The organism is Streptomyces sp. NBC_01294 (genome assembly GCF_035917235.1).
Classification (GTDB): domain Bacteria; phylum Actinomycetota; class Actinomycetes; order Streptomycetales; family Streptomycetaceae; genus Streptomyces; species Streptomyces caledonius.
The window spans coordinates 6,963,991-6,981,222 of sequence record NZ_CP108423.1 but is presented as its reverse complement, the minus strand read 5'-3'; the positions used below and the strand labels follow the sequence as shown (position 1 = coordinate 6,981,222).

Genomic DNA, 17,232 nt, shown 5'->3' with positions numbered 1-17,232 from the left:
GCGTTTCGTCCGTCACGCATGGGCGATGACGAGCAGCGTGCGCGCGGCGGCCGGGCCCGACAGGCGGCAGCGGTGCGGGACTTCGCCCCGGTGGTGGGCGCTCTGGCCGGCGCGCAGGGTCAGTGGTTCCTCGCCCTCGACCTCCAGGACGATCTCGCCCTCCAGGACGTAGAGGAAGTCCTCACCAGGGTGTTCGAACCAGCCGCGCTCTCCCCGGCCGGGCTGGAAGTGGTGCTCGTACGCCTCCATCACGGCGCTGCGCCCGCCGGGAATGAGCACCTGCGCGATCTGGCCCCCGGCCTCGCTCACCCGGATCACCTGTGGGTCGCTCTCGTGGCTGACCGTGCCAGGCCGGCCGGGCGGTCTCAGGAAGGTGCCCGGGGTGACGTCCAGGGCCTCGGCGATCCGGTAGATCGAGCTGAGGCTGGGCGTGGCGAGTCCGCGTTCCAGCTGGCTGAGGAAGGGCTGGGAAAGGCCCGAACGGGTGGCGAGTACGGCCATGGAGACCCCGCGCTGCTTGCGGCAGTCGCGGATCACCCGTCCGACCTCGATCGCTTCGGGCGTGGGTTCGGGGCGAGACACGCAGGTGAACGTACCTCATCGCGCATCCCGGCCCGGGTGGCCGCGGGAGGTTTCGCACTCCCGCAACACTCCCTTCATAAGCGTGGTCAATTATTGACCTCACTTATCAACGAGCGGCAGAACCGAGGAGCCCCCTGTGCACGCCACCCCCTCCCCACCCGGCCGGGCCCTCGGCCGGCTCGGCCCGGCCCTGGGCGCGGCCGGCGTCGTGTTCGCGCTGTGGTACCTCCTCGCCCGGTCCGGTGCGGTGGCTCCGGGACTGCTGCCCACGCCCGCCGAGACCGCGGCCGCCTTCGCGGACAGCGCCCGCAGCGGGATCCTGGCCGACGACCTCGCCGCCAGCCTGGCCCGCGCCGGACAGGGCTTCGCCCTGGGCGCGCTGATCGGCAGCGCGCTCGGGTTCGCCACCGGCTGCCTGCCCGGGCTGTCCGCCGCCGTCACCCCGGTGGTCTCCTTCCTCCGCCCGATCCCGGCCATCGCGCTGGTGCCCCTCGCGACCGCGTGGTTCGGCATCGGCGAGACCGCCAAGCGCCTGCTCATCGCGTACGCCGTCCTGCTCGCCGTATGGCTCTACGTGCACGACGGGGTGTCCCGGGTGCCGGTCTCCCACCTGCGGGCGGCCCGGTCGCTGGGGGCGCCGCTGCACCGGCGGTTCACCGAGGTGCTCCTGCCCGCCGCCGCTCCCGCCCTGCTCGCTGCGCTGCGGTACGGGGCCTCGGTGGCGCTGCTCGCCCTCGTGGCGGCGGAACTGGGCGGCGCGGACAGCGGGTTGGCGTACCGCCTCCAGGTGGACGGCCAGTTCCTGCGGGTGGACCGGATGTTCGCGGGGCTGCTCGTCCTGGGGCTGCTCGGCGTGGCCGTCGACCTCGTCCTGGCCTCGGTGGGCCGCCGGTTCGTGCACTGGAGCGCGTCATGAGCGTGGCGGTACGCCTGCGGGACCTGTCGGTCGGCTACGGGGCCGCGCCGGTGCTGGAGCGCACCGACCTGGAGTTCCCGGCGGGCTCGTTCACGGCGCTGCTGGGGCCCAGTGGCTGCGGCAAGTCCACGGTGCTGAACACGGTGGCGGGCTTCGTGCGCCCCACCGCCGGGCAGGTGACGGCCGGTTCCGCTCCGGTGCGCGGGCCGGGCCCGGAGCGGGGCGTGGTCTTCCAGCACTACGCGCTGTTCCCCTGGCGCACGGCCCGCGGCAACGTCGAGTTCGCCCTCAAGCGGCTGGGCCTGCCGCGTGCGGAACGCCGCCGACGGGCCCTCGCGGCGCTCGCCGAGGTCGGGCTCGCGGACGGTGCGGAGAAGTACCCGGCGCAGCTGTCGGGCGGCATGCAGCAACGGGTGGCACTGGCCCGCGCCCTGGCCGCCGAGCCCGAAGTGCTGCTGATGGACGAGCCGTTCGGGGCGCTGGACGCACTGACCCGGACCCGGATGCAGACCCTGCTGCGGGAGCTGTGGCAGCGCCGCGGCACGACCGTGCTGTTCGTCACGCACGACATCGACGAGGCCCTCGCCCTCGCCGGGCGCGTGGTCGTCCTCGGCGGGTCCCCCGGGCGGGTGCTCGCCGACCACACCGTGCCCGCCGGGCCGCCCGACCCGGACCTGCGCTCGCTGATCGCACGCCACCTCGGCTCCGAATGACCCTGACCTGACCTGACCTGACCTGACCTGACCTGCCCTGCCCCTGCCCATGTCCACGGAAGGACTGCTGACCATGTTCAGACCCCGCGCGGTGGCCGCCGTACTGCTGGCCGCCCTGCTCTCCCCGCTCGCCACGGCCTGCGCCGGCTCCTCGGCCGGCCCGGCCGGCGCCCGCCCCGCCGTCACCCTGGCGGGCAGCGACCACCTCGGCGGCGCTCCCGTCTACCTGGCCCAGGAACGGGGACTCTGGTCCGCCGAGGGCGTCGACGCGGACGTCACCACCCAGCCCACCGGCCGTGACGCGCTGAACGCCGTGCTGGGAGGCCAGGCACAGCTCGGCGTCGTCGGCGACCTGCCCGCCGTGACGGCCGCGCTGGGCGGGCGCGAGCTGAAGGTCGTCGCCGACCTGTCCCGGTTCTCCGACTGGCGCCTGCTCACCCGGACCGACCGGCAGATCACGGGCTTCGCCGCGCTGAAGGGCCGGAAGGTCGGCGTCCCGCAGGGCACGAACGTCGAGTACGCGCTGTCGCGCATGCTCGCCTCGGCGCAGCTGACGGCCGCGGACGTGACCGTGGTCAACCTCGCCCCCAACCAGGTCACTTCGGCACTGGCCCGCGGGGACATCGACGCGGGGGTCACCTTCCCCAGCTTCTACGACGCCGCGCGCACCACGCTCGGCGCCTCCTACGCCGAGCTGCCCTTCACCGGATACACGGCCCGTACCCTCCTCGTCGCCGGCCCGTCCGCGACCGCGGAGAGCACCGCGGCGGTGCTCCGTACGCTGCTGCGCGCCCAGCGCGAGCTCGGCTCCGACCCGGCCGGCGCGCGCAAGGCCGTACTCGCCCAGTCGAAGGGCGCGCTCCAGGCCGGCTACGTCGATGCCTTCCAGCCCCGCTACACGTACGGCGCCACCCTCTCTCCCGAGCTGCTGACGCAGCTGGAGGAGGAGGCCGCCTGGGCCAAGGCCGCCCAGGGCCTGCCGGGCGCCGCCGACCCCGCCACGGTGCTGCGGTACCTGGACCCCGGCCCCCTCACGGCCGTCGACCCGGCCGCCGTCACCGTTCGCTGAACCACACCCCGCACACGTCACGCGCCGCACGCGCCGCACGCGCCCCACGCACCCCGCTCAAGGAGATCCCATGACCGTCGACCAGAACACCCTGCGGCGCCGCGGCGTCGGCCTGATCGCCCACGACCCCGAGCGCAGCCACGGCGGCTACACCCTCTACACGCCGATCACCAGCGCCGGCGAGATCCACCTCGTCGACATCGAGGGCCGGCCCGTCCACACCTGGAACTCCCCTCACCCGCCTGGCCGCCAGGCGCAGATCCTCCCCAACGGGAACCTCTTCTACGCGGCCAAGGACACAAGCGGCCCGACCCTCTTCCCCATCTGGGACGTCTACCACGGCGGCATCTTCCAGGAGCTGGCCCCGGACTCCACGGTGCTGCGCGAAGTCCGGCACCCCTTCCACCACCACGACGCCTCGATCCTGCGCAACGGAAACCTGATCATCACCGTCGTCGAACCGCTGGCCCCGGCCGACGCGGCCCGCATCCGGGGTGGCATCCCCGGCTCCGAGGCGGCGGGCGGGGTGATCTACGGGGACGTGGTGTACGAACTGACCTGGGACGGGGAGGTGGTGTGGCGCTGGGCCGCCATCGAGCACCTCGACCCCGAAGAGGTCCCGCTGAACCCGCACTTCGCCCGGGAGCACTGGCCGATGGCCAACACCGTCAACGAGCTCGCCGACGGAGGGATCGTGGTGGGCTTCCGCAGTGCGTCCACCACGGTGGCCGTCGACCGGACAGACGGCTCGGTCCGCTGGCGCATCGGGCCCGACGTGCTGGCGCAGCAGCACCACCCGCACGAGCTGGCCGACGGCAACATCCTGGTCTTCGACAACGGCACCTACCGCGACACCACCTCCGTGCCCTACTCCCGGGTGCTGGAGCTCGATCCGCGCACGGGCAAGGAGGTGTGGTCCTACGAGGACAACCCGCCGCAGAACTTCTACAGCCCGTACATGTCCAGCGCGCAGCGCCTGCCCAACGGGAACACCTTCGTCGCGGAGGGCTCCTTCGGGCGGCTCTTCGAGGTGACCCCCGGCGGGGACGTGGTGTGGGAGTTCATGGTCCCGCAGTTCCGGTCGTTCGGCGAGGGCGTGGGCCTGGAGTCCTCGGCCGGTGCCCAGAACTCGGTCTTCCGCGCCTACCGGTACGCCGCCGCCCAACTCCCCTGGCTGTGACCGGGGCAGGGCCCCCTTCCCGGGGAGGGGACCAGGGCAACACCGCTGCCAAATGCTCTTAATACTGCGGTCATTGTATGGCCCCGGTATCGGCCGTAGCGTTTTGAGGGACATGGACGGCGGGCCGAATTCGCGACGCCGCATCGGCTTCCTTTCCGCACGCCGAGCAGGAAGGCGCAATTCGACGTGTCCGTTTCCTCATCCTCCCCATCCTCCCCATCCTCCCCGCAACCCCTGCACCTCGCCGTCTCCCTCGACGGCGCGGGCCGGCACCCGGCCGCCTGGCGCGAGCCGGGTGCCCGGCCCGCCGAGCTGTTCACCGCCCGCTACTGGGCCGGCGTCGTCGCCGAGGCCGAGGCCGGCCTGCTCGACTTCGTCACCTTCGAGGACGCACTCGCCCTCCAGTCCGCTTCGCCCGCCGGACCCGACGCGCGCACGGACCAGGTCCGCGGGCGGCTGGACGCGGTGCTCACGGCCGCCCGTGTCGCACCGCTGACCCGGCGCATCGGGCTGGTCCCGGCCGTGACCGCCACCCATACCGAGCCCTTCCACATCTCCAAGGCGATCGCCACGCTCGACCACGTGAGCCGCGGCCGCGCCGGCCTGCGGATCCTCGTGTCAGGACTCCCCCACGAGGCGAGGCACTTCGGGCGCCGCTCCACCCCGATCCCCGCCGGGGAGCTGTACGAGGAGGCCGCCGACCACGTCGAGGTGATCCGGCGGCTGTGGGACAGCTGGGAGGACGACGCGGAGATCCGGGACGTGGCCACAGGCCGGTTCGTCGACCGCGACAAGCTGCACTACATCGACTTCGAAGGCCGGCACTTCAGCGTCCGGGGGCCGTCGATCACTCCGCGACCGCCGCAGGGGCAGCCGCTGGTGAGCGCCCTCGGGGACGGCGTCGCGGCGTACGACCTCATCGCACGGTCCGCCGACGTCGGCTACGTCGCCGCGCGCGACGACGACGAGGCCCGTACCGCCGTCGCGGCGATCCGCCGGGCCCGGGAATCCTCCGGACTCGCGGCGCACCCGCTGCACCTCTTCGGGGACCTCACCGTGTTCCTGGACGAGGACGCCGCGGCCGCCGAAGACCGCCTGGACCGCCTGGACACGCGCGCGGGCCACCCGTACCGCGATGACACCGCGGTCTTCACCGGCACCCCACGGCAGTTGGCGGACCTGCTCCAGGAGCGGCGGACAGCGGGCCTGTCGGGCTTCCGGCTGCGGCCGGGCGTGATCGCCCACGACCTGCCCGCCATCACCCGGGGGCTGGTGCCGGAGCTCCAGCGGCGCGGGGTCTTCCGCCGGGAGTACGAGGCGGACACCCTGCGCGGCCTGCTCGGGCTGGACCGTCCGGCCGGCCGCCACGCCGCCCGGCCCGCGGCCTGATCCCGGACCAGTCGGAAGGACGAACCATGAGCACCGCGCCGATCAAGCAGATCCATCTCGCGGCCCACTTCCCGGGCGTCAACAACACCACCGTGTGGAGCGACCCGGCGGCCGGCAGCCACATCGACTTCGACTCGTTCGTCCACTTCGCGCGGACCGCCGAACGCGCCAAGCTGGACTTCCTCTTCCTCGCCGAGGGCCTGCGGCTGCGCGAACAGGGCGGGAAGATCTACGACTTGGACGTCGTGGGGCGTCCGGACACCTTCACGGTGCTCGCCGCCCTCGCGGCGGTCACCGACCGGATCGGTCTGACCGGCACCATCAACTCCACCTTCAACGAGCCTTACGAGGTGGCCCGCCAGTTCGCCTCGCTCGACCACCTCTCCGAGGGCCGGGCCGCCTGGAACGTCGTCACCTCCTGGGACGCCTTCACCGGTGAGAACTTCCGGCGGGGCGGTTTCCTGCCGCGCGGGGACCGCTATTCCCGCGCCCGGGAGTTCCTGGCCACCGCGAACGAGCTGTTCGACTCCTGGGACGGCTCCGAGATCGTCGCCGACGCCGGGTCGGGCGCCTTCCTGCGGGACGCGCGGGCCGGCGCCTTCGCCCACCGGGGACAGCACTTCGACATCGAGGGCCGGTTCAACGTGCCGCGCAGCCCGCAGGGCCGGCCGGTGATCTTCCAGGCGGGCGACTCCGAGGAGGGCCGCGAGTTCGCCGCCGCCGGCGCGGACGCGATCTTCGGCCGGTACGGGACCCTCGACGAGGGCCGTGCCTTCTACACCGACGTCAAGGGACGGCTGGCGAAGTACGGCCGCACGCACGACCAGCTGAAGATCCTTCCCGCGGCCACCTTCGTCCTCGGCGACACCGACGCCGAGGCCCACGAGAGCGCCCACGAGGTCCGCCGGCTCCAGGTCAGCGGGCAGACGGCGATCAAGTACCTGGAGCACGTCTGGAACCGGGACCTGTCCGCCTACGACCCGGACGGGCCGCTGCCCGCCATCGACCCCGAGGTCGGCGAGAACACCATCGCCCTCGGGCGTGCGAGCGTCCGCCAGTTCCGCGACCCCCTCGAAACGGCCCGGCAGTGGCGCGAGCTCGCCCGGGCCAAGAACCTGTCGATCCGCGAGCTCGTGATCGCCACCACCGCCGACCAGACCTTCGTCGGATCGGCCGCCACGATCGCCGAGTCGATCAACGAACTGGTGCAGGCGGACGCGGCCGACGGGTTCATCCTGGTCCCCCACATCACCCCGGGCGGCCTGGACGTCTTCGCCGACACCGTGATCCCGCTGCTCCAGGAGAAGGGCGTCTTCCGCACCGAGTACGAGGGCGCCACCCTGCGCGACCACCTCGGACTGTCGGTCCCGGTCCCGGATCCGGCCCGGCAGCCGGCGCCCTGACGCCGACGCGCCGCGAGAGGCCCGACCACCCTCCCTCCCCTCCTCCCCCTCTTTCCCCGACCTTCAAGGAGCGCGGCCATGTCCGGCATCCCCCTCGGGGTCCTCGACCTCGTCCCGGTCCCGTCCGGCTCCACCGCCGCCGAGGCCCTGCAGCACAGCATCGACCTCGCCCGGCAGACGGAGGCGTTCGGCTACACCCGCTACTGGTTCGCCGAGCACCACCTCAATCCGGGGGTCGCCGGGACCTCCCCGGCCGTCGTCATCGCACTGACCGCATCCGCGACCTCGACCATCCGGCTCGGTTCCGGCGCCGTTCAGCTCGGGCACCGCACCGCGCTGTCCACGGTCGAGGAGTTCGGGCTGATCGACGCGCTGCACCCCGGGCGCCTCGACCTGGGCCTGGGCCGCTCGGCGGGCCGGCCCCAGCCGCCGGCCGCCGAGAGCGCGCCGCCCGTCACGCCGGTCGTGGACGGGTACGCCCCGAACGGACTGCGCGTCCCGGCCCGCTTCTCCTTCGCCCACCTGCTGGGCCATCCGCGGGTCGCGCTCCAGCAGAAGCTGTTGAACCTGCCCGGCGCCCAGCCGCAGGACTACGCGGAGCAGGTGGACGACCTGCTCGCCCTGCTGCGCGGCGAGTACCGTTCCCCGGAGGGAGTGGAGGCGCACGCCGTGCCCGGCGAGGGGGCCGACGTACAGGTGTGGATCCTGGGCAGCAGCGGCGGCGTCAGCGCGCAGACCGCGGGCGCCAACGGGCTGCGGTTCGCGGCCAACTACCACGTCAGCCCCGCGTCGGTGCTGGAGGCGGCCGAGGGGTACCGGGCCGCCTTCAAGCCGTCGGCCGAGCTGGAGCGGCCCTACCTGACGGTGTCCGCCGACGTCGTGGTGGCCGAGGACGAGGAGCAGGCCCGCGAACTGGCCACCGGGTACGCGCCCTGGGTGCGCGGCATCCGGACCGCCGAGGGGGCCATCCCCTACCCCACGCCCGCCGAGGCGCGCGCCCTGCCCTGGACCGACGCGGACCGGGACCTCGTGGCCGACCGGGTGGAGACGCGCTTCGTCGGTTCCGCCCGGACCGTCGCCGATCACCTGGAGCGGCTCCAGGAGGCCACCGGAGCGGACGAGTTGCTGATCACCACCATCACGCACCGCCACGAGGACCGCGTGCGCTCGTACCGGCTGCTCGCCGAGGAATGGCGGCGCCGAGGCCGAGTTGACGACGTGTAGACACTTGTCAACGGAGGATTGGGCCATCCCGTGCTCCCGGGACCGTGTCCGTGTCCGTGTCCGGACAACTCCGTTGGCCGGACAGCCGATTCACCGATGAAGCATCATCATGATCACAGCACCATCAGCACGGACAGCACCACGTACAGGGAGCCCGCAATGCCGCACGGAACATCTCTCACCGACACGCCGGGCCCCTGCACCGGCGGGTCGCACCCGGCCGCCCGCCCGGCCGCCCGCCGGGGCTCCCTGGCGGTGGGCGCGACCGTGCGGACGGACACGGGATGGACCTTCACCTCGCAGAGGCCGGCTGTGCGTCAGCTGTCGCGGACCGCGACGATGCCGTTGAAGACGCCGACGTACGCCGTGCCGTCGGGGCCGAGCGTGATCGGGGCCCAGTTGTTGTCGTAGAGCGGGCCGGTGCCGGTCAGCTGCCGCCAGCGGCGCTCACCGGTGCGGAAGTCGACGGCCGTCAGGTACCAGGCGTCGATGCCCCAGAAGTTGGGCTCCTTCTCGTAGAAGTACAGCAGCCCGTTCGCGGTGGAGAGCTTCGGGACCACGGAGGGCGCACGGATGGCGCTCTCCCACACCGTGTCGCAGCCGCTGCCGTCGGCGCGCACGTCGATGCGGGCCACGCCGCCCACGACGGACTTGCCCAGCAGCAGGGTCGTGGGGTTCTCGTAGCCGTAGTTGTTCTCGACGACGATGCTGTTGCCCCAGGTGATCAGCGAGTTGTCGGTGGTCGAGGCGCCGGAGCCGAACACCGGCACCTTGCACACGAGCCGCTGGTCCGCGCGGACGTCCGCGCCCCGCTTGTAGACGAGGACGTTCATCCGGTCATCGGCGTTGTCGGTGATGGCGACGTAGCCGTTGCCGAAAAGGTCCGGTGTGGTGCCCGAACCCTGGTTGACGGAACCGGGTTTGGCGGCGGTCCCGCGGTCGTAGGTCTGGCGCCACTGCACCTCGGGAGTGCCGTCGGCGGCGGCGCGGAAGCTGTAGAGCGCGTGGTCGGAGACGATGGAGACGCCGTCCTCGGCGACCGAGAAGGAGTTCTGGATCTCCTCGCCCGGCAGCCGCACGGAGCGGATCTGCGAGGTGGCCGGGTCCACGGTGCCGACCCGTCCCTGGCGGGTGACCCACCAGATGCGGCCGCTCCAGTCGGGCATCACGGAGGTGACCGGGTCACAGGTGCCGCTGGGCCGCAGGTTGGTCCAGGTCACGCAGTCGTGCGGCACGTGGCCGGTGAGGTCCCAGTCGTCGGCGACCGTGAACGTCCAGCTGCCGTCCGGCTTCTGGGAGTGCGCGAGCCGCAGGACGTGCTGGCGGGAGTCGGCCAGCACGGCCCGGTCCTGGTTGTCGAGGTAGAAGTAGGCGCCGCCCGACGTGTCCTTGAAGATCTTCGCGAAGTCGAGCGAGGTGATCGCCTCGACGGTCGAGGAGCGCTGCGGGAGCTGGTACTCCGCGAGCGTGGCGAGCGTGCGGGGCTCCAGGAGCTTGACCTTGAAGCCCGAGAAGGTCCCGCACACCGTGACGAGCCGGCCGCCCGTGTCGAAGGTGGCGGTGGCGCACTCGCCGCCGAGGGCGGCGATCTTCTGGCTGGTCACCTGTGGGTTCTTGCCGAGCGGCCCGGACCAGGGGGACGTGGCGCTGCCCGCCGCGTCGGAGTGCATGCCGCTGCGGCCGTTGGGCGCGAGGTGGGGGTGCTGCGGCGGCGCCTCGCCGGGCAGCGGGGCGGCGGCCGCGGGGCTGCCCTCGTAGTGGCTGACCAGGCGGTGCCCGGGGGCCTTGGGTATCTCCTCGGCCTGGGCCGCCGAGCCGCCGTACATCACCGTGAAAGCGGCGACGACAGGCACCACAGCGCAGTTCAGCGCTCTTCGGAACATCCGGACTTCCTCCATGTCTCCTCGACTCTATTGACATTGCGTCTGACATCGCGCCGCCGCCGACGCTAGATCGCACTGCATGAGGAGTCCATGGACGGGCCGGATGATTCACGAAGGCGCAACAGTCGATCAAGGGTGGAGGCTGGACACCACGTTCGCCGTGGCCGTCAGGCCGTTGTGGATGGTCGCGGCCATGCTGCTGCTCGCGAGGTAGAAGCCGAGCAGCGCGCAGACGACGGCGTGCGAGAACTTGAGCCCGCCGCTGCGCAGGAAAATCCACGCCAGGATGAGGAGCAGGACGACCACCGAGAGGGAAATCACCATAGAAACCTCCTTGCTCGCCGCCATCGTGGCGCAGGAGGGGGTGCCTTCGGGCGAAAGACGTGTCCGCCGTACGGGTGTTGACCGTCCGTGACGGGCGGTCAGTCCTTGACGATCTCGTCCCAGTGGGTCGTACGGTCGCACCAGCGGCCCAGCAGGACCGGGTCGTGGCCGACGGCGAGGAGTCCGGCCCCCGTCCCGGCGCGGTACTCCTCGACGACCGCCACCAGCGCCGCCGTGGTGGAGGCGTCCAGCATCGCGGTCATCTCGTCGCAGACCAGCCAGCGCGGGCGCAGCACCAGCGCCCGTGCCAGGCAGGCGCGTTGCAGCTGGCCGTCGCTGACCTCGTGGGGCCGGCGGGCGAGCAGGTCGGCGCCGAGGCCGACCCGCTGCGTCAACTCGGGGACGATCCGGTCCGCTTCCGTACGGCGCCCCGTCGCACGGAGGGGTTCGGCAACGAGGTCGCGCAGCGTCAGGCGGGGATCGGCGGAGAGCCGGGGCTGCTGGAAGACGACGCCGACCGCGGTGCGCAGCGAGCGCGGGGCCCGGTGCGAGAAGCCGGTCACGGCGCGGCCGTCGAGCGCGACGGTTCCGCGGTCCGGCCGGTGCAGCAGGGCGGCGACCCGGGCCAGGGTGGACTTGCCGCAGCCGCTCGGCCCGAGCAGGCCGACGGACTCGCCGGGGCGCAGGGTGAGGTGCGCCCCGCGGACGACGGGGGCGCGGCGGTCGTAGCCCGCGGTGATGTCCTTGAGCTCAAGCATGGTGGCAGGCCACCCCTTCGGTGAGCAGGGGCCGCCGGGTACGGCAGTCCTGGTCGGCGGCCGAGCACCGGGCGGCGAAGGCGCAGCCGGCCGGGAGCGCGCCGAGCTCGGGCGGAACCCCGGGCACGGGGACGAAGGCGCGTTCGGGCAGGGCGTCGAGGAGGCCGCGGGCGTAGGGGTGGCGGGGACCGGGGCTGCCGAAGAAGACGTCGGCCGGGCCGAGTTCGACGATCCGCCCGGCGTACATGACGGCGACGGTGTCGGCGATCCGCTCGGCCGCGGCGAGGTCGTGCGTGATCATCAGCAGCGCACGGCCGGCGTCGCGGGTGTGGGCGCGCAGCTCGTCGACGGTCCGCTGGACGAGGTCGCGGTCGAGGCCGGTGGTCGGTTCGTCGGCGAGCAGCAGCGGGGCGTCGCCGACGAGGGCGAGGGCGGTGGCGGCCCGCTGGGCGAGCCCGCCGGAGAGCTGGTGGGGGTGGTGGTCGAGGTGGGTGGCCGGGAAGGCGGCCCGCTCGGCGGCCGCCTCCGCCGCCGCGCGCAGGGCGGCCCTGCCGAACCGCTTGCGGCGGGCGGGCCGGCCGGACCCGCCGGGACGCGCCCCGGGCGCGGAGTCCTGCCCGGCCGGGCCCGGCGGACGGGACCCGTCCGCCGTGGCCGGACGCGCGCGGCCGGAGCCGCCGAGCAGGTCGCGCACGGTCTCCTCCAGGTGGGCGCGGACGGTGCGGACCGGGGTGAGGTGTGCGGCCGGGCTCTGCGGGACCAGGCCGATGCGCCGGCCCCGTACGGTGCGGGCGAGGGTGCGCTCGTCCGCGGCGAGCACGTCCAGGCCGTCGGCGAGCCGGGCCGACCCTGCGGTCTCGGCGTTGCCGGGGAGCAGGCCCAGCAGGGCGGAGGCGAGGACGGACTTGCCGCAGCCGCTCTCGCCGACCAGGGCGAGGCACTCTCCGGGCGCCAGGGCGAAGGTGGCGTCGGAGACGGCCTCGACGTACCGGCCCGCGGGCATGCGGAAGCGGACGGAGAGGCCGTCGACGCGCAGGACGGGCTCGGCCTCGGCGGGGCGGGGGCCGTCGGCTCCGGCGGCGCGTGCGGGGGCGGTGGACGGCAGGGTCACAGGGTCAGCTCCGAGCGGCGGCGGGGGTTGAGGCGGTCGCGCCAGGCGCCCGCGAGGCCGGCGATCGCCAGGGTCGGGACGATCAGGAGGAGGCCGGGGAAGAGGGTGGGCCACCAGTCCCCGGCGAGCAGCGAACCGCGGGCGCTCTGGACGAGGCTGCCCAGGCTGGCCTGGTGGGCCGGGAGCCCGAGGCCCAGGAACGACAGGGCGGACTCGTGCCACATCGCGTGCGGGACCATCAGCACCGCGGCGAGGCCCGCCTGCGGGAGGACCCCCGGCACCAGGTGCCGTACGGCGACCCGCCACCGCGAGGCGCCGCCCGAGATGGCCGCGTCCACGTAGGGGCGGCCGCGCAGCGACAGGACCTCGGCGCGGACGATGCGGGCCGTCGACAGCCAGTGGGTCACGGCCACGGAGACCACCACCGGCCAGACGCCGGGCCGGAACATCGCCACGATGAAGATGCCCAGCAGCAGGTGCGGGATCGAGGACAGCGTGTCCACCGCCCGCATCGCCACCCGGTCCGTCCAGCCCCCGAGCGCGCCCGCGGCCGCGCCCACCGCCGTGCCGATCACGGTGGCGGCCAGCGCGGCCACCAGGCCGACGAGCAGGGAGACCCGCAGTCCGTACACGCACCGCAGCAGCAGGTCGCGCCCCACGTCGTCGGTGCCGAAGGGATGGGCCCACGAGGGGGGCAGGAGCTTCGCCGACAGGTCGACCGCCTGCTGGTCCAGCTGCGCCAGCGGGGGAACGGCCAGCGCCGCCAGCACGATCACCGCCACCACCACGGCCGAGACGCGCACGCGCAGGGTGCGCGTGGAGCGCCGCGCGCGCCCCTGCGGGCGCCAGGTCACCTCAGCCATCGAAGCCCACCCTCGGGTCCGCGAGCCCGTACAGCAGGTCGGACAGCAGGTTCCCGGCGAGCACCGCCGCCGTGGCCAGCACCGTGAGCGCCGCCAGCAGCGGGAAGTCCACCGAGGTGGCCGCCTGTACGGTCGCCGCCGCGATGCCCGGCCAGCTGAAGACGGTCTCGACGAGCAGCGCGCCGGTGATCAGCTCGGGTACCCGGGAGCCGATCAGCGTGAGCATCGGCAGCATGCCGGAGCGCAGTCCGTGCCCGAGCAGGACGCTGCGCTCGGCCAGACCCCGCGCGCGGGCCCCGCGTACGGGGTCCTCCGCGAGCGCGTCGGCCACGCCCTGGCGCACGTACAGGAAGAACCACGGGAGTTGGGAGACGCCCAGCACCAAGGCGGGCAGGACCAGGTGCGAGGCGACCTGCCCGAAGGTGACCGTGTCGCTGCCCGCGTCCGTCAGGCCGCCCGAGGGCAGCACCCCGAGCCGTACGGAGAAGAACCAGATGGCCAGCAGCGCCAGCCAGAAGGCCGGGGCGGCCTCCAGGGTGTAGGCGAGCGCGGACACGGCCCGGTCCGGCAGCCCGCCCGGCCGGCGCGCGGCCAGGACTCCGAGCAGCGTGCCCGCCAGCACCGCGACGGCGAAGGCGCAGACCGCGAGCAGGGCCGACCAGCCGACCCGCTCCGCGATCACGTCGGTGACGGGCTGGCGCATGACGGAGGAGGTCCCGAGGTCGCCGGTGAGCGCCGCGGTCAGCCAGTCCCACCAGCGCGCGACCAGGGGCTGGTCCACGGCGAGGTTGACCCGCAGCTGGTCGAGTTCGGCCTGCGAGGCCGTGAGGCCGGCGGTGCCGGCGTAGGCCTTGACGGGGTCGAAGGGGGAGAGCGCGGCGATGGCGAACACGCCGAAGGTGACGGCGAGCAGGACCGGGCCGGCGGACAGGGTCCGCCGGCCCGCCATGCGCGCCATCGGCCCCCAGGGGAGGCCGGCATGGCGAAACGTCACTTCTGCTTCGGCTTCCAGTTCTCGACGTTCCACCAGGGGCCGGAGCCGAGGCCGTGGTCGTGGGGCTCGACCTGGGTGCCGGGGCCGTCCCACCGGTCGTTCACGACGTACACGTGGTCGATGTGGGTGAGGAAGACGTAGCCCGGGTTCTTCACGAGCTCGCGCTGCACGGTGTCGTACGCCGCCTTGCGCGCCGCCGGGTCGCCGCTCCTGCGGGCGTCGTCCAGGGCCTGGTCGACGGCCTGGTTGTCGTACCGGGCCATGTTGTTGAAGCCGTCGCCGCCGAGCGAGGACTTCAGCAGCAGGTACTGGTCGAAGTCGGGGTCGGCCGGGGAGCCGCCGCCCGCGAGGACCGCGTCGGTCTTCATCCGGGGCTCGATGACCTCCCAGGTCCCGGCCTCGGTCCTGACGTCGATGCCGGCCTTCTTGGCGTTGGAGGCGAAGGCGAGCGCGTGGTCCTGGCGGATCTTGTCGCCGGAGGTGTACCAGAGCGGGAAGGAGGCGCGGACCCCGTCCTTGACGCGGATGCCGTCCTCGCCCGCCTTCCAGCCGGCGTCGTCGAGGATCTTCTTCGCCCCGTCGAGGTCGTGGCGGCGCTCGGTGCCTGCCGTGAACCAGGGGCTGTCGGTCGGCACCGGGCCGTAGGCGGGCCTGCCCGCGCCTTCCAGCAGCTTGTCGACCATGGCCGTGCGGTCCACCGCCAGGTCGAGTGCCTGCCGCACCGCCACGTCACCGGTGACGTCGTGGTGCGTCGGCAGGGTCACGTTGCGGTAGTCGAAGGTCTTGGCCTCGTGGATCCGGCGCGTCGCGTCCTTCTCGAAGCCCTTGGCGAGGTTCGGCGGCAGGATCGCCCCGTCCAGCTCGCCGGACCGCAGCCGGGTGGCGCGTACGTCGTCGTCCTTGACGACGGCCATGGTGAACTTCTTCACCGCCGGCTCGCCGCCCCAGTAGCCGGGGTTGGCCTTGAAGCCGAGCTTCTCGCCCTTGGACCAGCCGGTGAGCACGTACGGGCCGGTGCCGACGGGCCGGGTGGTGAAGTCGCCGCTGTTGACGTCCTGCCGGCCCGCGATGTGCTCGGGGGCGATCGGCAGCACGGTCCGCTCGGCGAACGGCGCGTAGGGGTACTTCAGCGTGAAGACGACGGTGTCCTCGCCGCGCGCCTCGACGCTCTCGATCGCGTCGAGCTCGGTCTTGGAGGCGTTGTTCGTCTTCGCGTCGAGGATCGTCCGGTACGTGAAGACGACGTCCTTGGCGGAGAAGGGCGCCCCGTCGCTGAACTTCACGCCCTGGCGCAGCTTGTAGGCGTAGGTGCGCCCGTCCGCGGAGACCTCCGGCAGCGCCTCGGCCAAGGCGGGCTTCAGCTTCATGTCCGCGTCGTGCGTGAGCAGCCCGTCGAAGATCTTGGAGTTGCCGTCCTTGCCGTAGCCCAGCAGCGGGCTGAGGCTCTCCGGCTCGGTCGCGATGCCGACCACGACCGCATCCGCGCCGCCCGCACCGCCCGCGCCCGCCGCGCCGGGCTGGGAGCAGGCCGCCGCGCCCGTGATGAGTGCGGCGGCCAGCGTCGTCCTGGCCGCTGCTCGTACTGTCCGGGCCGTCATGCGCTGCACATCCCTGTTCACGATCATCCGCTATTGCAAAGAGCTGGCAATAATGCCAGATGCGATCAGAAAGAGACGAACCGGGCCACATCGCAGGCCCATCGGCCGCGGGGGCCGCAGGGGTCTTGTCGCGCTCGCGCCTGCCGTGCCATATATGTCTAGACCTTTACGGAAGCCGAGGAAGGCACCCCGTGCGACGCAGCGCCCCCACGCTCGCCCTCCGCCTGGCCGTCGCAGGCCTCACCGCCCTCGCCGCCCTCGCCGGTCTCACCGGCCTCACGGCGTGCACCGCGCCGGACACCGAGCCCCCGCCCGCCCCCGCCGGGCTCACCGCACAGGCCGGCAGCGCCACCAGCGTGCACGTCATGTGGGACGCGGCGGCGGACCGCGACGGGGTGACCGGCTATCAGGTCTTCGAAGCCGACCGCCTCGTCCGGGAACTCCCCGCCGGCAAGACCATGGTGGACATCGCCGACCTCACCCCGCAGACCGCGTACGCGTTCACGGTCCGCGCGAAGGACGCCGCCGGGAACCTCTCCGGACCCGGCCCGGCCGCCCGGGTGACCACCCCCGCCGCCCGGGCCGAGGACCACCGGGCCCCCACCGCCCCCGCCTCCACCACCGCCCGCGCGACCGGACCCCGGGCCGCCCGGGTGTCCTGGACACCGTCGACCGACGACACGGGCGTGACGGCGTACGACGTCTACCAGGGCGGCGTCCGGATCCACACCGCGGGCCCCGGCGAGAGCGGCACTTCCCTGAGCGGCCTCCTGCCGGACACCGTCTACACCTTCACCGTCCGGGCCCGGGACGGGGCGGACAACTCCTCCCCCGACGGGCCGGCGGTGGACGTGACGACCCCGCCCGCCTCCGGCGACGGGCCGGGCACCGCCCCCGCCGACTTCACCGCGGCCGCCGCTCCGGGCACGGTCACGCTCGCCTGGACCGCCCCGGACACCGGCCGCGAGACCGCCGAGTACGAGCTGTACGTCAACGGACGGCCCACGACCGTCATCCAGTTCGGCGCGGGCGCCGTGCCCAGCGGCCGGGTGGAGCACCGGCTCACTGTGGCCGAGCCGACCGGTACGGTGTGGGCCGTGAAACTGCGCGCCAGGCTTCCCGACGGCAACTGGGGATCCTTCTCCGCGGAGCGGCGGATCACCCTCGTAGCGTGAATTTCAGGCACCGATCCGGCTTGAACGGCACGGTCGGATAAGAAGATCAC

The 17,232-nt window shown here is 73.3% G+C and carries 17 protein-coding genes; 8 read left to right on the top strand and 9 right to left on the bottom strand.

Features of this window, described 5'->3' with window-relative positions; genetic code table 11:
* Positions 1-12: 12 nt before the first annotated feature.
* Complete coding sequence (locus OG534_RS31635) at positions 13-582, bottom strand: helix-turn-helix domain-containing protein (protein WP_326592587.1); 570 nt, start codon at positions 580-582, stop codon at positions 13-15.
* 136 nt (positions 583-718) lie between these two features.
* Here OG534_RS31635 and OG534_RS31630 point away from each other — a divergent pair, with 136 nt between their 5' ends.
* The 7 genes from OG534_RS31630 (at position 719) to OG534_RS31600 (ending at position 8,476) form a co-directional block, all read left to right on the top strand.
* The gene (locus OG534_RS31630; RefSeq protein WP_326592586.1) at positions 719-1,498 is read left to right on the top strand and encodes an ABC transporter permease; all 780 of its coding nucleotides are present in this window, start codon (positions 719-721) and stop codon (positions 1,496-1,498) included.
* Complete coding sequence (locus OG534_RS31625) at positions 1,495-2,211, top strand: ABC transporter ATP-binding protein (RefSeq protein WP_326592584.1); 717 nt, start codon at positions 1,495-1,497, stop codon at positions 2,209-2,211. The genes OG534_RS31630 and OG534_RS31625 overlap by 4 nt, the downstream gene beginning before the upstream one ends.
* 73 nt (positions 2,212-2,284) lie before the next feature.
* Positions 2,285-3,280 (top strand): ABC transporter substrate-binding protein, encoded by a 996-nt coding sequence (locus OG534_RS31620; RefSeq protein WP_326592582.1) that lies wholly within the window; start codon positions 2,285-2,287, stop codon positions 3,278-3,280.
* A 70-nt stretch (positions 3,281-3,350) separates the two neighbouring features.
* Complete coding sequence (locus OG534_RS31615; protein WP_326592580.1) at positions 3,351-4,460, top strand: aryl-sulfate sulfotransferase; 1,110 nt, start codon at positions 3,351-3,353, stop codon at positions 4,458-4,460.
* 186 nt (positions 4,461-4,646) lie between these two features.
* On the top strand, positions 4,647-5,849 hold the full coding sequence (locus OG534_RS31610) for an LLM class flavin-dependent oxidoreductase (RefSeq protein WP_326592578.1): 1,203 nt from the start codon (positions 4,647-4,649) through the stop codon (positions 5,847-5,849).
* A 26-nt stretch (positions 5,850-5,875) separates the two neighbouring features.
* Positions 5,876-7,252 carry an NtaA/DmoA family FMN-dependent monooxygenase gene (locus OG534_RS31605; RefSeq protein WP_326592577.1) on the top strand — a complete coding sequence of 459 codons (1,377 nt, stop codon included), beginning with the start codon at positions 5,876-5,878 and terminating at the stop codon, positions 7,250-7,252.
* A gap of 78 nt (positions 7,253-7,330) precedes the next feature.
* Entirely contained in the window at positions 7,331-8,476 is a 1,146-nt protein-coding gene (locus tag OG534_RS31600; protein ID WP_326592575.1) for an LLM class flavin-dependent oxidoreductase, read from the top strand.
* A 113-nt stretch (positions 8,477-8,589) separates the two neighbouring features.
* On the opposite strand, the gene OG534_RS31595 is transcribed toward OG534_RS31600, so the two are convergent.
* From OG534_RS31595 to OG534_RS31560, 8 genes are all read right to left on the bottom strand, one after another.
* Entirely contained in the window at positions 8,590-8,757 is a 168-nt protein-coding gene (locus OG534_RS31595; protein ID WP_326592574.1) for a hypothetical protein, read from the bottom strand.
* A gap of 36 nt (positions 8,758-8,793) precedes the next feature.
* Complete coding sequence (locus OG534_RS31590; RefSeq protein ID WP_326592573.1) at positions 8,794-10,359, bottom strand: hypothetical protein; 1,566 nt, start codon at positions 10,357-10,359, stop codon at positions 8,794-8,796.
* Positions 10,360-10,488: 129 nt separating this feature from the next.
* Positions 10,489-10,683, bottom strand: coding sequence for a hypothetical protein (locus tag OG534_RS31585; RefSeq protein ID WP_326592571.1), 195 nt, complete (start codon positions 10,681-10,683; stop codon positions 10,489-10,491).
* Positions 10,684-10,781: 98 nt separating this feature from the next.
* Positions 10,782-11,441 (bottom strand): ABC transporter ATP-binding protein, encoded by a 660-nt coding sequence (locus tag OG534_RS31580; protein ID WP_326592569.1) that lies wholly within the window; start codon positions 11,439-11,441, stop codon positions 10,782-10,784.
* A complete protein-coding gene (locus OG534_RS31575) occupies positions 11,434-12,552 on the bottom strand; it encodes an ABC transporter ATP-binding protein (protein ID WP_442807173.1) in 1,119 nt (372 codons plus the stop codon). Before OG534_RS31575 ends, OG534_RS31580 begins: the two co-directional genes overlap by 8 nt.
* On the bottom strand, positions 12,549-13,415 hold the full coding sequence (locus tag OG534_RS31570; protein ID WP_326592567.1) for an ABC transporter permease: 867 nt from the start codon (positions 13,413-13,415) through the stop codon (positions 12,549-12,551). The genes OG534_RS31575 and OG534_RS31570 overlap by 4 nt, the downstream gene beginning before the upstream one ends.
* Entirely contained in the window at positions 13,408-14,373 is a 966-nt protein-coding gene (locus OG534_RS31565) for an ABC transporter permease (protein ID WP_326592566.1), read from the bottom strand. Before OG534_RS31565 ends, OG534_RS31570 begins: the two co-directional genes overlap by 8 nt.
* A 32-nt stretch (positions 14,374-14,405) precedes the next feature.
* Entirely contained in the window at positions 14,406-16,007 is a 1,602-nt protein-coding gene (locus tag OG534_RS31560) for an ABC transporter substrate-binding protein (RefSeq protein ID WP_326592564.1), read from the bottom strand.
* Positions 16,008-16,198: 191 nt separating this feature from the next.
* On the opposite strand from OG534_RS31560, the gene OG534_RS31555 reads away from it, so the two are divergent.
* The gene (locus OG534_RS31555) at positions 16,199-17,182 is read left to right on the top strand and encodes a fibronectin type III domain-containing protein (RefSeq protein ID WP_326592562.1); all 984 of its coding nucleotides are present in this window, start codon (positions 16,199-16,201) and stop codon (positions 17,180-17,182) included.
* The last annotated feature ends 50 nt before the right edge of the window (positions 17,183-17,232 follow it).

Bases quoted from the DNA above. Each gene is read 5' to 3' on its own strand.
- OG534_RS31625 (WP_326592584.1), top strand. From the start codon at position 1,495: ATGAGCGTGGCGGTACGCCTGCGGGACCTGTCGGTCGGCTACGGGGCC.
- OG534_RS31620 (WP_326592582.1), top strand. From the start codon at position 2,285: ATGTTCAGACCCCGCGCGGTGGCCGCCGTACTGCTGGCCGCCCTGCTC.
- OG534_RS31615 (WP_326592580.1), top strand. From the start codon at position 3,351: ATGACCGTCGACCAGAACACCCTGCGGCGCCGCGGCGTCGGCCTGATC.
- OG534_RS31605 (WP_326592577.1), top strand. From the start codon at position 5,876: ATGAGCACCGCGCCGATCAAGCAGATCCATCTCGCGGCCCACTTCCCG.
- OG534_RS31600 (WP_326592575.1), top strand. From the start codon at position 7,331: ATGTCCGGCATCCCCCTCGGGGTCCTCGACCTCGTCCCGGTCCCGTCC.
- OG534_RS31590 (WP_326592573.1), bottom strand. From the start codon at position 10,359: ATGTTCCGAAGAGCGCTGAACTGCGCTGTGGTGCCTGTCGTCGCCGCT.
- OG534_RS31585 (WP_326592571.1), bottom strand. From the start codon at position 10,683: ATGGTGATTTCCCTCTCGGTGGTCGTCCTGCTCCTCATCCTGGCGTGG.
- OG534_RS31580 (WP_326592569.1), bottom strand. From the start codon at position 11,441: ATGCTTGAGCTCAAGGACATCACCGCGGGCTACGACCGCCGCGCCCCC.
- OG534_RS31570 (WP_326592567.1), bottom strand. From the start codon at position 13,415: ATGGCTGAGGTGACCTGGCGCCCGCAGGGGCGCGCGCGGCGCTCCACG.
- OG534_RS31565 (WP_326592566.1), bottom strand. From the start codon at position 14,373: ATGGCGCGCATGGCGGGCCGGCGGACCCTGTCCGCCGGCCCGGTCCTG.
- OG534_RS31560 (WP_326592564.1), bottom strand. From the start codon at position 16,007: ATGACGGCCCGGACAGTACGAGCAGCGGCCAGGACGACGCTGGCCGCC.